The organism is Leptospira koniambonensis, assembly GCF_004769555.1.
GTDB lineage: Bacteria > Spirochaetota > Leptospiria > Leptospirales > Leptospiraceae > Leptospira_B > Leptospira_B koniambonensis.
In genome coordinates, this window is record NZ_RQFY01000004.1 from 1,396,642 (window position 1) to 1,411,231 (window position 14,590).

The 14,590-nt window shown below is 39.2% G+C and carries 14 protein-coding genes; 12 read left to right on the top strand and 2 right to left on the bottom strand.

Annotated elements, in window-relative coordinates; translation table 11 throughout:
* The first annotated feature begins 59 nt into the window (after nt 1-59).
* From EHQ52_RS10530 to EHQ52_RS10545, 4 genes are read left to right on the top strand one after another with little or no spacing between them, the layout of a single operon-like run.
* Nucleotides 60-752, top strand: coding sequence for an LIC_12936 family protein (locus EHQ52_RS10530; RefSeq protein ID WP_135615142.1), 693 nt, complete (start codon nt 60-62; stop codon nt 750-752).
* Nucleotides 753-779: 27 nt separating this feature from the next.
* Nucleotides 780-1,448: a J domain-containing protein gene (locus tag EHQ52_RS10535; protein ID WP_135615143.1), complete on the top strand. Its 669-nt coding sequence runs from the start codon at nt 780-782 to the stop codon at nt 1,446-1,448.
* Nucleotides 1,449-1,454: 6 nt separating this feature from the next.
* A complete protein-coding gene (locus EHQ52_RS10540; RefSeq protein ID WP_135615144.1) occupies nt 1,455-2,441 on the top strand; it encodes a type I phosphomannose isomerase catalytic subunit in 987 nt (328 codons plus the stop codon).
* A gap of 2 nt (nt 2,442-2,443) precedes the next feature.
* Complete coding sequence (locus tag EHQ52_RS10545; protein ID WP_100721849.1) at nt 2,444-2,734, top strand: HNH endonuclease; 291 nt, start codon at nt 2,444-2,446, stop codon at nt 2,732-2,734.
* Nucleotides 2,735-2,966: 232 nt separating this feature from the next.
* On the opposite strand, the gene EHQ52_RS10550 is transcribed toward EHQ52_RS10545, so the two are convergent.
* Nucleotides 2,967-5,456 carry an ATP-binding protein gene (locus EHQ52_RS10550; RefSeq protein WP_135615145.1) on the bottom strand — a complete coding sequence of 830 codons (2,490 nt, stop codon included), beginning with the start codon at nt 5,454-5,456 and terminating at the stop codon, nt 2,967-2,969.
* A gap of 108 nt (nt 5,457-5,564) precedes the next feature.
* Here EHQ52_RS10550 and EHQ52_RS10555 point away from each other — a divergent pair, with 108 nt between their 5' ends.
* The 3 genes from EHQ52_RS10555 to EHQ52_RS10565 all read left to right on the top strand — a co-directional run bounded on the left by EHQ52_RS10555 (nt 5,565) and on the right by EHQ52_RS10565 (nt 9,125).
* Nucleotides 5,565-5,903 (top strand): DUF1292 domain-containing protein, encoded by a 339-nt coding sequence (locus EHQ52_RS10555; protein ID WP_100705628.1) that lies wholly within the window; start codon nt 5,565-5,567, stop codon nt 5,901-5,903.
* A gap of 93 nt (nt 5,904-5,996) precedes the next feature.
* Nucleotides 5,997-7,484: a potassium/proton antiporter gene (locus tag EHQ52_RS10560; protein WP_244244834.1), complete on the top strand. Its 1,488-nt coding sequence runs from the start codon at nt 5,997-5,999 to the stop codon at nt 7,482-7,484.
* A gap of 15 nt (nt 7,485-7,499) precedes the next feature.
* Complete coding sequence (locus EHQ52_RS10565) at nt 7,500-9,125, top strand: hypothetical protein (RefSeq protein ID WP_135615147.1); 1,626 nt, start codon at nt 7,500-7,502, stop codon at nt 9,123-9,125.
* Between the two features lie 32 nt (nt 9,126-9,157).
* Here EHQ52_RS10565 and EHQ52_RS10570 read toward each other — a convergent pair whose 3' ends face one another.
* Complete coding sequence (locus EHQ52_RS10570; RefSeq protein ID WP_100721844.1) at nt 9,158-9,889, bottom strand: motility protein A; 732 nt, start codon at nt 9,887-9,889, stop codon at nt 9,158-9,160.
* Nucleotides 9,890-10,181: 292 nt separating this feature from the next.
* Here EHQ52_RS10570 and EHQ52_RS10575 point away from each other — a divergent pair, with 292 nt between their 5' ends.
* The 5 genes from EHQ52_RS10575 to EHQ52_RS10595 all read left to right on the top strand — a co-directional run bounded on the left by EHQ52_RS10575 (nt 10,182) and on the right by EHQ52_RS10595 (nt 14,587).
* Nucleotides 10,182-11,726, top strand: coding sequence for a cellulose synthase family protein (locus EHQ52_RS10575; protein ID WP_135615710.1), 1,545 nt, complete (start codon nt 10,182-10,184; stop codon nt 11,724-11,726).
* Nucleotides 11,727-11,817: 91 nt separating this feature from the next.
* Nucleotides 11,818-12,099 (top strand): hypothetical protein, encoded by a 282-nt coding sequence (locus tag EHQ52_RS10580; protein ID WP_100705623.1) that lies wholly within the window; start codon nt 11,818-11,820, stop codon nt 12,097-12,099.
* Between the two features lie 8 nt (nt 12,100-12,107).
* Complete coding sequence (locus tag EHQ52_RS10585; protein WP_135615148.1) at nt 12,108-13,259, top strand: 4Fe-4S dicluster domain-containing protein; 1,152 nt, start codon at nt 12,108-12,110, stop codon at nt 13,257-13,259.
* Entirely contained in the window at nt 13,249-14,157 is a 909-nt protein-coding gene (locus EHQ52_RS10590; protein WP_135615149.1) for a hypothetical protein, read from the top strand. Before EHQ52_RS10585 ends, EHQ52_RS10590 begins: the two co-directional genes overlap by 11 nt.
* A complete protein-coding gene (locus EHQ52_RS10595) occupies nt 14,132-14,587 on the top strand; it encodes a PTS sugar transporter subunit IIA (RefSeq protein WP_100769568.1) in 456 nt (151 codons plus the stop codon). The genes EHQ52_RS10590 and EHQ52_RS10595 overlap by 26 nt, the downstream gene beginning before the upstream one ends.
* The last annotated feature ends 3 nt before the right edge of the window (nt 14,588-14,590 follow it).

Genomic DNA, 14,590 nt, shown 5'->3' on the forward strand with positions numbered 1-14,590 from the left:
ACCGGCTTTTTACTGGAATGGACGACACTAAATACAGGAAATCGTCCGGACTCATACGAATGAAGAAACCATTCATCTTACTTCTTTTGATATCCTTATTCAGTTGGGAAATATTTTCCCAGGACTTTGAGAAGGACGGTCAGATCAAAATTCTTCCTTACGAACCTTTGCAGGTCCGTGACATAGAAGGACTGACCAAAGACATCAAGGACTTTCATAAAAGAATAGAAGATATGCTCCCTTTCCTTAGCAGAAGGAAAAAAATTATTGATAATGAGTATTTCCAGTTTGTTCCCGCAATGGAAACTTTCAATTTTCCTGTTCGTGATAGATTTTTAGTAGATAAAAAGTTTTATCTAAAAGTTTCAGGGGGAGAAGGTTCCCTAAAACTGGACGGAGTTCGCTTTATTACCAGAAAATCACTGGTTACCAAACTCAGACCTATTAACGACGAGATCGGGGAATTAAAAAATGAGAAGGTTGCAGCCTCTGATCCTTCAAATATTGTTTTAGTTGTAAAAAGAAAAACGGATGCCGGAACTAAAGAAGAGGTGTATAGTCTCGGAAACATCAGGAGCCCGAACCAAAGGGTCAAGTTTGTTCGCTCTTATAGAGACAATCTTGCGGAAGTGGTTCAAGCTATTGACAAGTATGTGGAAGGAACAATCCGTGCAGACAGGAAGGATGTGGATACCATGCTTGATGGATTGGAAAGCGGTGGTTCCTTCCAAGAATATAATTCGAATCGTTAATCCATTTATAGAGTCTAAAATTTTACCATGAGTTCGGCCTGGACAGATCATTATCGAGTTCTGGGCCTGAGCATCGGTGCCAGCCCGGATTCTATCAAACATAGATATAGAGAACTCGCCAAAATTTTCCATCCTGATAATAGGCTCACTGGTTCTAAGCCTGTGTTCTTAAAAGTTTTGGAATCTTATCAAATACTTTCTAAACCAGAAGAACGTTCTCGTTTCGACCAAGAATTTAAGATCCGTAAAAGACAAGAACATGCAAAAAATGGAATTCATCTGATCCCACCTTCTCGGATCTTATTTGCTACCCAAGCGGTTGAATTTGCAAGAAGGGGCCTTCTTCGCGCCGGAATGAGAAGCAGGGATCGCAAAAAATACACAGGCATTTATCATGATATTCGCATCTGTCTCAAACCGGAAGAATTATTGGGTAGAATATTCGCAGCAATTCCTTTGGTAGTTAGGACCATGTGTCCTGAATGTAGAGGTTCGGATCTGAACTGCGCTTCCTGTGGAGGAAAGGGTAGTTACAAAAGTTATAGATACCTAAAATGGAGTCCCGAGCCAGGTACATTGGTTCCTGGTCGGATCTATACCTTGGACTTATCCGGGTTTCGTCCCGATGTATTTACTCATTTCAAGAAACGGATCTTAAAAGTTAAAATTGAACTCTTCCAGGGTCAAAAAAAATAGGCATATATGCAGAAGGTTTTAAAATTCGAGCCCATCTATAAGGAAAAAGTCTGGGGCGGTAGAAAATTAGAAACTGTATTGGGACGTGATATTCCTTCGGGAGATATTGGAGAGTCCTGGGAAATTTCCGATTATGGTTCTGATCTTTCCAAAATTACGAACGGAGAATGTTCCGGAAAAACATTTAGAGAAGTGTATACTTCCAATTATGAGTCTGTGCTTGGAAAACCTTTTACAGGACAGAACTTTCCTTTATTGATCAAATTGATAGATGCTAAAGAAAAATTATCTGTACAAGTCCATCCTGATGACGCATACGCGGAGAAGTTTGACCCTGAAAGTGCAGGCAAAAAAGAAGCTTGGACTGTTTTACAAGCAGACAAAGGTTCCAAACTGGTTTGTGGATTTTCTAAACAAACAAATAAAGAAGAATTTTCAGAATACGTACAATCAAACCGAGTAGAAGAAATTTTAAACGAAGTAGAAGTGAAAGAATTGGATTCTTTTCTTTTGAATCCGGGAAGAATTCATGCAATCGGCGGTGGTATTCTTTTGATGGAAGTCCAACAATCTTCTGATTCAACTTATAGAGTTTATGATTACGGAAGACCAAGAGAGTTACATCTTAAAAAAGCTTTGGACGTTTTAGATTTTTCTTCTGCAGATCCAAAAGACAGATTGAGCCCTAAACAAATTGATTCTTTTGAATTCTCTCGTTCTGTTTTAACTGCTAATGATAAATTCAGAATGGAAATTTTAGAGATCGATTCTACGAAGAAATTTTCACTTCCTTCTTTTTCTTCCGAGCCTGTATTCCATGTTTTGATGGTTTTAAGTGGAGAATGTAAATTAGAAGATCTGGATCTAAAAACTGGAGATACTGTTTTAGTAACTGCTTCTGGGATCAAAGAAGGAGTAACCTGCCAATCTAAATCTTCTTTCTTACGTTTGGCTTGGTCCGGTCCAGGTTCGGATTGGATCCGATATTCTTAGTCATGAATGGGCCAGGAGAATATTCGGAAGAGCCGCTTCTTTGGGTGAGCGAATCTGAGATCAAAAAACAAAGACAGATCGCAAAAGAATTACGTAAAACTCCTTGGTGGAGAAAGAAGAAGGCAGACGGGATCTGTCATTACTGTGGTAAAAAATTTCCACCTGACGAACTCACAATGGATCATCTAATTCCTTTGGCAAAAGGTGGGAAATCTATCAAAGCAAATTTGGTCCCTGCTTGCAAAGACTGCAATAATTCCAAAAAGAATAAACTTCCTTTCGAAGAATTCTGATCTTCTATCTTACCAGCAATGCGCGTGGTAAACCGCTTCTAATAAATATAGATCGCAGACGTTCTTATTACTTTGGTCGGCTAAACATGCAGTCTGTAATAATTCCGAAGTCTTTTTATCGCTGGGAGTTGCTCTACTACAATCCTGCTTTCCTCCGGAATTACAATTGGAAGATCCGATCAACGAAAGTGATACAAAAACAAATAAAAATATATTACGCATTTTGAATAAATTAATCTGCAGGTTTAGGTCTACTCTGTACATATCTTTCTAAAAATAATATCCAATCTCTTTTGAGGGAGGGTTTTTTGAGATAAGAATCAAATCCCGAACTTTTGAAAAATTCTTCAGAGCCTGGGAGCGCATGAGCTGTCCAAGCCACCAAATAAGGAGGATGAGCAAAAGTTTCTTTGATCCTTTTGGAAACTTCTACTCCACTGATATCAGGAAGATCAATATCTAAAAGTATGATCTCGTAGGTTTCTCTATCCAGTTGAGCAATTGCATCTTTTCCCATTCCTAAGGAATGTACTTTCATTCCTAATTTAGTGAGAATATCGAACGCAACTCTTCTGGAAAATTCTTGGTCTTCCACGAGTAAAATTTTGAGAGGGGGCAGAACGATAGGTGGAGCTGCCTCTTCTTCCAATTCTTGTTTTTCAGGTTCTTCTTGAGGGAATGGAAGTAAGAACGAAAATTTGGATCCTTTTCCTGGAGAACTTGTGATCCGGATACTTCCTCCCATAAGCTCTACCAATTTTTTGGAGATGGTTAGGCCGAGTCCACTTCCACCAAATTTCCTAGCAACGGAAGAGTCTGCTTGTACAAAAGGTTCGAATAGTACTGTTGATTGCTCTTCTGCAATACCTACTCCGTCGTCTTGTACCCAGAATTCTAAAATTCGAGAGAAAAGATCTTCTCCATAAAAACGAACTCCAAGGCAAATTTTCCCGCCTGAGCCTGTAAATTTGATCGCGTTACTCAAAAGATTTAAGAGTACTTGTTGGATCCTTCCTTCGTCTCCTAAAAAGATACCAGGATGATGTTCTGGATAAGAGAAATCTACTAAGACCCTTTTTTCTTCTGCTCTTGCTTTTACTACTCTTGCTGCTCTTTGCAAAACTGCAAATGGATCGAATGGCAGGATCTCCAATACGAAACGATGATTTTCTATTTTAGAAAGATCTAATAATTGGTTCACTAAGTGAAGAAGGTTCTCTCCAGATGCTTGGATAATATCTGCATATTCTTTCTGCTCTTGGCTGAGAGGGGTTTCGGATAGAAGGTTAGAAGTCCCCAAAAGTCCATTCAAAGGTGTGCGGATCTCATGGCTCATAATTGCCAAGAAATCGTATCTGTATTTTGCTTCCCATTCTGCTTTTTCTTTTGCAGCAGTAAGTTGAACAGTTCTGGATTCTACTTTATTTTCTAATTCAGTTTTTAATTCGTTTAGGTTCTGGTTAGCAATCTGCAATCCCTTCTCTGCTTCCATAGAAGTTCGTAAAACCCTGGAGAAAGAGAATGAAAAGCCTAAACTATGAAAGAATATGAATAAAAATATAGCAGGGGCTAATATATAATGGTTATTTAATATATAGTTAGATGATAAAATATCGTTTGCGCCTGCAGTAATTATGAAAGAGATCCCCACTAAGAAAAATCTAGATCCAGGTCTTGCATGGATGACTGCTCTGGCACATCCTAAAAGAGTATAAGCTCCACCTATAATGACTGTAAATTGGAATGGGAAAAGTAATCTTGCGTAATATTCTGCAGGCAATACCAAAGTTGGAATGGAGAAGACCAACATTGTAATGAGAGAGATCCTTTCCGTTTTAGGATGGAAATCTTGTTTGAATGCAGTGGCAGAATAAGATAAAAATCCCGAGCATAGAACATAGGTGCTCAAGTATTCCAATCTATAACTGACCTCCCAGGGAACCTCTGGAAATACATAATTGAATAATCTGTTTCCAGTTAGGAAAAATCTGAATACGGAAGCCAAAGAAAATAGTGCAAAGTATAATTGGCTTTTTTCTTCTCTTGTTCTTAAAAAAGCCATGATCTGATAGATCGCAAGAACCAAAACTGCAGCAGAGCTTGCAATATCTACTGCTTGGCTTGAATGCAGTTTTTTTAATATAAGAGCAGGGGTGCCAATCTCAGGGGTAAACCAAAGTCCTCCATTGATATGAGCAAAATTAGATATTTCAAAATCTAATCTTTTCAAATTTTGAGGAAGAAGTACTATAGAAGTTTGTAAAAATGGAACTGAGGTCTCAGGAGTTTTTCCCACCTTACCGACAGTTTCTAAAAGTTTTCCATCCGCATAGATCGAGTAGGAAGTTCCAAGATCCGGAACCTTTAACATCAACTCAGGAGAATTTTCAGGAAATTGCAGATATAAAGTGTAGGTCCCGAAACCTTTTCCATTTGGAAATAAAAGTTTTCCGTCTTTAGTAAACTCATTCCAGATCTGAGGAATAGGAGCGTAGATTTTCTCTTGGATTTGCTGAGGAAGCTCCGGCTCTGATGCTAAAAATTTTCCAGGAACTAATTCCCAATCTCCCTTAAGAGAGAGGATCGTTTTGTTTGGATCCCAAGTTTTTGTATTTAGTTTACCTTCTCGAATTTCCCCCAGATCATAATCTGTCCTTCCGCAATTCCAGGAGAGTAGAATGCAGAGAATAAAAATTGGGAAAATTACGCGATTCGAATGCATAAATGACGGAATTTCATCCTATAAACGACGTATTTTCGAGTTTGTCCACCTTTTACGGCAAAGCGGAATCCTTTTTTGGGCCGATCTTTAGAGTAAGGAAGCGACTCAATGCTGGAATCTTACGATAAGGAAACCGAATCTACGGAGCATGAGGAGCTAGGCGACGAACTTCTACACTTGCTGGATGAGGATGGAAACCCATATTCTTTTATTGTGGGAGAAGTAGTTGAGTTAGACGAACACCAATATTTTTTACTCATTCCTTCTTCCGAAGACGAAACAGATTTTATCAATCTGGATGTTGGATTTTTAAAGGGAGAAGAAAGTTTCGGATACTTTGCTGTGAAGATAGAAGCAGATGAATTCGGAGAAGATAGATTAGTAGAAGTCACAGACCCCAGAGAGTTAGAAGATTTATTGTACGAATTGAACTCTGACGTAGTCTAATGGGTCCAATGATTTTGATTTTTGTTTTGAAAATAGTTTTTTTCACGTAAAAAAAGAAATCGCATAATTTTCAACGGATTAGAAACTATCATAGTGGAATTGAACTCCCTTAACTTCGAGTTTCAAATTTTAGCTCTCTCGAGTCTCATTATCTTGAGTATAGGCTTATTGCGCGTTTCCACAAAATTTGGAATTCCTTCTCTACTTATATTCTTAACGATCGGGATGCTTGCTGGTTCCGACGGCATTCTAAAGATCTGGTTTAACGACGCGGATCTGACCCGTAAAGTCGGTTCAATTGCATTAGCGTTTATCTTATTTTCCGGTGGTCTGGAGACAGACTGGGTCAAGGTAAAACCTATACTTGGAAAAGGAATTTCTCTCGGTACCTTGGGAGTACTTCTCACCTGTTTGTTCGTTGCGTTATTCGCAATTTTTGTAATGGGTTTTGATCCTATTATTGGATTTCTTTTAGGTGCGATTGTATCTTCCACCGACGCTGCCGCAGTATTCAATGTTCTCAGAACGAGCAATATTGGTATGCGAAAAGGACTCACTTCTCTTTTAGAATTGGAGTCAGGAAGTAACGATCCTCTCGCAGTATTATTAACCACTTCTGTTTTAGGTTTTGTTGGGGCTTCTTCTCCTTCTTGGGACACCTTGGCCTGGACCATCTTTCAACAATTTAGTTTGGGAATTATCTTGGGTCTACTTTTAGGATACTGGATCTACCGAGGTATGAACCGTATCAAACTGGATTACGAAGGTTTATATCCGGTATTACTTTCTGCTTCTGTTTTGTTTGTATATGCAGCAACCGATTTGATCGGTGGAAACCCGTTCTTAGCTGTGTATATTGCAGGGATCATTATAGGAAATAGATCCTTCGTACATAAACGAAGTAATGTTCGTTTTATGGATGGGATTGCATGGTTGATGCAGATCGTGATGTTCCTTACCCTAGGACTTCTAGTATTCCCTTCTAAAATTCCATCTGTTGCAATACTTGGAATTGCATTCTCAGTTTTTCTAACTGTGATTGCTAGACCGGCAGCAGTGTTTTTAGCTCTTACTGGATTTAACGTAGACTGGAGAGAAAAACTTTTGGTCTCTTGGGTAGGATTAAGAGGTGCTGCTCCGATCATTCTGGCAACATTCCCTTTTGCAAAACAACTTCCAGAATCGGAGATGATCTTTCATATCGTCTTCTTTACTGTATTAACTTCTTTATTATTACAAGGATCTACGATCCCATATGCAGTTCGAATTTTAGGACTCGAGGCAGCATTGGAACAAAGAGCTTCTTATCCATTTGAATTCGAGAATAAAGATAAGAGCGATACCCAACTTCTGGAGTATATTGTTCCGTATGGTTCAGCTTCTGTAGGCAAGTTTGTTTACGAATTAGATTTCCCTGAAAACTCTTTGATCACATTGATCTATAGAGGAGATTCACATTTGGTTCCAACTGGTAAGACCAAAATGGAAGATGGTGATGTACTTTTGGTTTTAACTCCTGAAGGTGCAGAAGATAAGATCCGAGAAATCCTTTCCAGAATGGGAGATAGAAAGGAAGCCTAAGCTTCTCAGAATGGAATGGATCGTATTGATTGGAAGAAATTTCTCCGATCTAATTATTTCGAACTGACCCTTATTCTTTTTATCTTCTCTTATATCTCTTACCAAAACGCTTGGTTAAGTGATGATTCATTTATTAGTTTTAGAGTTTTAGATCATTTTGTAAATGGTTTCGGTTTGCGTTGGAATATCGCAGAGCGTGTTCAGGCATTTACAAATCCACTCTTGATCTTGGTGCTTTCTCCTTTTTATTATTTATATCAGAATATAGTATTCTGGTCTTTCTTGAGTTCATTTGTTTGGGGAATCTCTGCATTTTATTTTTTAAAAAAGATCTCTGTTTCTAAAGTTTCATTTTGGTTGGGGTTTGGATTTTTATTATCTTCTAGATCCTTTATCGATTACTCTTATTCAGGTTTAGAAAATTCTTTAAATTATCTAATCGAATCAATCTTCTTCTATTTGTATTTTAGGAAAGAAGAAGGGACCGATTCTAAATTACCTAACCTTGTACTTCTTGCCAGTTTTGGCTTAGTTTCCAGGATCGATTTCATTCTAATCTTCTTAATCCCTCTTCTGGTTGTTTTTATCCAGGATTGGAAGAATAGGAAAATTAATATTTCTTTAAGTTCTAAGATAACTTTATGTAGTCTACCTGCGGTTTTTTGGTTTCTATTCTCTGCTATATATTACGGTTCCCTTTTACCAAATACATATTATTCTAAAACGAATGTAGAAGATTCTTTCATCCAATTACTTTCGCAAGGCCTAAGATATTACGTCTTCGAACTGAAATGGGATCTTATCGTATTTGCATTTCTCCCGATCGTAACAATTGTCCGAGCCGTTTTACGGAAGAATAATAATTCTATTTTGATCTCTTTGATTTTCTCTTTGCCTTATCTTGCGTATATCCTCTTTGTCGGCGGGGATTTTATGGCAGGAAGGTTTTTTACTTATGTGATCTTTCTTTTCGGGATCGCATTGGTCCGTTTGGAGAATATAGAGAAAAAAGAAATCTATATTCTTGGATCTGTTTTGCTTCTTTATAATATTCTTCTATCCACTAGCCCGATACATTCAGTGAAACAACAAGCGAAACATAATCCTTGGGTTTTAGAAAGAGGTGAGATCGCAGATGAGAAACTTTGGTATTATTCAGGAACTGGCCTTGCTTGGCTGAATAAGAAAAATTCTCTCCTTTCCAATTTTGCGAATAAAAAATCTTTTTTTCCTCCGACTGATAAAAAGATATTCATTAAATTTAATACTGGCGCGCTTGGATTTTTTCTACCTGACCAACATGTCATCGATATAATTGCTTTAGGTGATCCTCTACTTTCTAGGATCCAAGGAAAAGGTAGGGTAGGTCATAAGATCAGACGTTTACCTTTTGGTTATTTTGAGTCTATAGAGTCAGGGGAAAATAAGATACACGATCCTAAACTCAAAGAATATTATAATTCTTTGAACATATTAACAAGAGGAGAAGTTTTCGATCCCAGAAGATGGGATTTGTTCTGGAAGTTTCAATTTGGCTCTCTTCGAAAATTCAAAGATCCATATCTAATAGATGAGGTTCGTGAAAATATAATGTGGGAAGAAGAGAATCGTAAAAGGAATGAAGGAATAAATTCGCTCTAAAACAATAATTTTGCTCTGAAATGTAGGAGCTCCTACAAAAACGGAGCCATTCTCTCTACAAGTATCCTTCTATTGTCTCCAGTTTGTAGAGAAATAATTCCTCGGATGATTGCCTGTCTTCTTCTGTCTCTGGAAAATGCCCAAGTCCTGAGTCTGTTTGCCAATGGGAAATAAGCTAAGTTTGCAAATGCGATCCCGTAAAAAGTTGCGATAAATGCTGTAGCGATCCCTTCTCCAAGAGCTCTTGTTCCAGCGCCTAAATTTTCTAGTACACTCACGAGTCCCATCACTGTTCCGATGATCCCGATCGTAGGCGAAAATCCTCCGGCGGTTTCTAGAATTTTTGCGGAACGAGTTTCTTTATTTTCCAGACCTTCTGCTGCTTCGAATAAAATTTCTTCCACCGCTCTTGGATCTGTTCCATCTACGATGAGCTGGATCCCTTTTCTTAAGAATGCGTCAGGCACTCCTGCGAGTTGGTCTTCGAGGGATAATAGTCCGTTCTTTCTGGCCTTCTCCGCAAAATCCAAGAATACGTCTGAAAGTGAAAATTCTCTTTTAGGAAAAAGAGATTCTCTTAAGTGAATGATCAAGTTTGCAAATTCTTCAGGAGTATAACTTGCGAATGTTGCACCAGCAGTTCCGCCTAGGATCAATACAAGTGCGGATAGTTTGAGAAAGGAAAGAAAATGCGCTTCTTCTAATAAGATAGCTAATAGTACGGAAGCAAATGCGGCAATTAAACCTAGGATGGCCGAACGCATGGGAGCAAATTAGGTAGATTATGTCATGGAGACAAGCGTTTTCAAAAAAATAGAGGACGGTTCGTCCCATCCCCTCTACAAGAAAGTGAAAATTCGCAGTGGATTGGCTTTAGCCAGGGAGGCTAAAGGTCCATCCGATTTAGAATATCGGATTTCAAAGTTCTGACCTTAGGGTTTCCGTCCGTTTTTTCCGAGAGAGGAGCAATTTAATTTGTGAGCGAAAAATGTGGCTTTGCATGTTGCGCTGCAAAATCCATTGACTTTTTAGGTATTTCCAAAATTTTTGTCCCAAATGCTCACTGTAGTCACCGTTCTGTTTTTGGGAATTTACGCCCTAGATATTCTAGGATTATTTTTCTTTGGAATTCACACCTATATCATGGTGTATCTTTACAAAAAGTACAACGCCAATTGTGATACAGACCCGAGCAGAAACCTTTCTTTGGACGATCCGAGCCTTCCGGTAGTCACTGTCCAACTTCCTATTTTTAACGAATTTTACGTAGTAGATCGTTTGATCGACTCCACAATTGCATTAAAATATCCTAAAGATAAATTAGAGATCCAAGTCCTGGATGATTCTACTGATGAGACCATCCAAAAAGCTGCTTCCTTAGTAGCAAAATACAAGGCTCAAGGTTTCGATATTCATCACCTTCACAGAACCAATCGTGTTGGTCATAAAGCAGGTGCTTTGGACGAAGGGATGAGAGTTTCTAAAGGGGACTACATCGCTATTTTTGATGCGGACTTCATGCCGGATCCTGAATTCCTTCTTAAAACCATGGCTTACTTTGACGATCCTCAGATCGGAATGGTACAAGCACGTTGGGGTCATATCAACGCAGATTATAATATTCTAACCAAAGCTCAAAGTTTCGGTATCGACGGTCACTTCATGATCGAGCAGGTAGCAAGAAACGGTTCCAAACTTTGGATGAACTTCAACGGTACTGCAGGTACTTGGAGAAAGAAAACTATCGAGGATGCTGGCGGTTGGGAGCATGATACTCTTACCGAAGACTTCGACCTTTCTTACCGTGCAGAGCTAAGAGGCTGGAAGTTCCGTTATTTTAAAGATGTGGTTTGCCCTGCAGAAATCCCTGCGATGATGTCTGCATACAAGTCCCAACAATTCCGTTGGTGCAAAGGTTCTATCCAGACTGCAGTGAAACTTCTTCCTCGTATCTGGAAAGCAGACCTACCTTGGAAAACCAAGGCTGAGGCTGTGACCCACTTGATCAACTATTCTGTTCACCCACTTATGATCGTGAACATTCTATTCAGCGCTCCATTATTATTAATGGAATACTGGTCAGGTTTCAGCTTCTATGATCTTCCATTAGAGGTATTATCTGGAACTGCAGCGATCCTTTCTATCGGATCTGTTGGACCAATGTTCTTCTACGCATACTCTCAAAAGACATTATACAAAGACTGGAAGAAGAGAATGATCTATCTTCCAATCTTGATCATGATTGGAACTGGGATTGCGATCGTAAACACCAGAGCTTGGCTTGAGGCTGTTTTAGGGATCCAATCTTCTTTCAAAAGAACTCCTAAATTGAGAATTGAAAACAACTCTGACTCACTAAAAGAAAGGCTGAAATACACCGTTCCTTTGGATTTCCATGTAGTTCTTGAGTTCCTATTGGGTTGTTATTGTGTGTTTTCCGTTGTGCTATCTTTCTTAGTGGGACGTCCTTATATAGTGGGCTTCCTATTGATCTATGGGATCGGTTTCTTCTTCGTAGCTTTTAAATCTTTCCAAGAATTTACCTGGAAATACAAAGAAGCAAGAAACGCGGCTCAGGAAGAGATCCCTCAGGAAGCCTGACAAAGCTTCCGCCATACAAAAGGCGAGAAACGGGTTGACTCCCTGTGCCCTCGCCTAAATCTGTCAAATACCCCAGGAAACAGGATAACCGATGAGTGAGAAAGTCTATTGCGCCAACTGCCTGCATTGTGTAACCGTCAGACAGTATGAATCCGAGGCGGACAAATACATCCTCCGGGTCAAATGTACCAAGAAAAAATGGTCCAAACGTTCCGGCGAAGAGAAGTTATACAAATACTTCACTGTGGCTCGCCGTATGCAGACTGATTGCGAATTCTACGAGCCGATGGGAGAAATCCTTCCTTATATCAAAAATTTGAAGAAAGAACTTCCCATTAAAGACGAAATCTACATGGTGAAGTCGCTTAGCTAAAAAGGGCATTGTTCTCTAAACCCTTTCTTCTCCAGCCCAGGACCGTAAAAGAAGCGGGAAATCGCAAAACGGTCCTGGATGAACCCTACACCCTCTTCCCGGATAAAGACGCCTTATTACTTAAGGATTTTCCAGTCCGGGTAAGTGTAGGAGATCCTCTTTATAAACAATCCTCAGGTTCAGTTCTCTCCCCTGTAAACGGTATCGCTTCCTTAGAACATAGTGAAGAAGGATCTAAGATCCGTATCGTTCAAGATGGAAACTTCATTGGTTCCAAACCTTGGATCCCTAAAGTTCTCAAAAAAGAAGAAGTGCTCGAACCAATGGACAGACTTGGTTTGGTCAGTCTGGACTTCCCAGAACATTCTCTTTTATCTTATCTCAAATCCAGACAGAAAACATCTCTTATCATATTAGCCCCATTCACAAGAACGCAAGATGTGGATTATCTTCCTGAGTTAAAAAAGAATATAGAATGCCATACTCGTTTTTTAGAAGTTTTAAAAACACTTTTTCCGGAAGCTCAGATCAGAGATTATATTTCCGGCCTGAAACCTCCTGTTAAAAATTATGCGTATCCTTGGGGAATTCCTGAATATTTTGTATCTCAGACCGAAAAATTACCTTTTTCCAAAATTAAAGAAATCTTATATTTAGGTCCGGAAACATTATATAATCTTTATAGAGCTTTATTTGCTGATTTCCCTTTTATAGAAAGAGAGATCGCTCTTTATTTCTTAGGAAAGAATGGCGGGCTCAGAAAAGCGGATTCTACTGTTCGTATCCGCAACGGGCAAAGTTTGAAATTTTTATTTGAAGAATATGGTCCTAAGTATTCTAACTTTACTCTCAATTCCTTTTACGAAAAAAATCCGGTCAGAGATATCAAGAAGGGATTTTATTGGGATATCAGACAGAATTATTCGTTAGTATTTTTGACCAAACATGATCCTCAGAGAAGGGAATTCCCTTGTGTAGAATGCGGAGAATGTTCTTATAATTGTCCTACACAAGCAAATCCTATGGCCTTGGTTTCCAGCTTTGGCAATTTTAATTCTTCACTTTGTATGGAATGCGGGATCTGCACATTTCTTTGTCCTTCTACCATTTCATTAAGAAATCAGATCAGAACTTGGAAGGAGGCGAATCATGGCTTTTAGTTATGTTCTCTCTACCCAAAACGGTTTTTTCAGAAGAAAGGACCTTCTTCTTCCTGATATTCTTTTTTCAATTTTGGCGATTGGACTTTTGGTTTTAGGTTCTGGTGGATCTTATTATCCTATTATTCCTGCTGGTTTCGGGCTTTTATTCGGAGCCGCGGCTTATTTTCTTCTCACTGGTGGGAAGTCCTACCCGCTATATTGGGTGAATCACGCGTTAAGTTTTGCTCTTCTTCTTCCTAGAGATCCAAGATACGCGATACATGCAGTTCTTGCTTTAGGGATCGGACTCGGTCTTTGGTGGGTATTAGAGCAAAGATTTAAGATCCGTTTTCCATTGGCCTTATTGCAATTTTTGCTTTTTCTAATATTCTATTTTCTGCCTGGAATTACTAGCTGGGCTTCAGAACCTTCCTCAGTGTTTAGAGGAACTTCTTATCCTGATATTTATACTCCTGGTTTTTTTACAGAAGGCACCTTACCTGCGTTTAGATACTCTGCTTTGGAAGCATGCGGTGGATTCGGAGTGATTCTTGCAGTACCTTTATTATTAAGAAGTAGTTTGGCTCTTCTCTTACCTCTAGGATTTTCTATCCTTCTTTCGGTTTGGATCCATATTGCTAAAATTCCAGGTTGGGAAACTGTCTCCGGTCCAGTTTGGCTTGGGACTTTTTCCTTCATTTTACTTCTGAATTTGCCGGGAAGAAATACAGGCTCACTATTGCCTCTTTCTTTTTTGAGTTTGGCGCCTCTTGGGTTGGCAATTTTTTTCCTTCCCCCGGTATTTGTTCCTACATTCTTGTGGGTCTCATCGTTTTTTTTCATTGAATCCATCCTGATTCGTATTTTCCTAGGAGATAGGACAGAGAAGCATGAACCAGCTCCTCGCTTTACTTAAGCCAGAGACTGTAATTTTTGAAATAGAAGGTTCCTCTAAGGAAGAAGTTATTAATCAACTTCTCCAGAAGGCCGTCGACTCGACGCTTATTGCTCGAGACGATAGGGAACTCGTGTACGAATCTCTCATGGCGAGAGAAAAATCCATGTCAACGGGTATCGGCAGTGGAGTAGCAATCCCGCATTGTTCGGTCAATTTGGTGGATGAACTCAAATGTGTGATGGGTCTTTCTCGAAAAGGGATCGATTTTGATGCAATCGACCATCTTCCCGTTCATATTTTCATTCTTCTAATCGTTCCCAAATCCAAATTCCAAGAACATATCAAAACCCTGGCTCAAATCGCAAAAACCCTCAACGTAAAAGAGGATCGTGAAAAACTGATCCTTTCCAAAAATTTCGAAGAGATCCGGAAAGCTTTCTCCGCGTGAGAG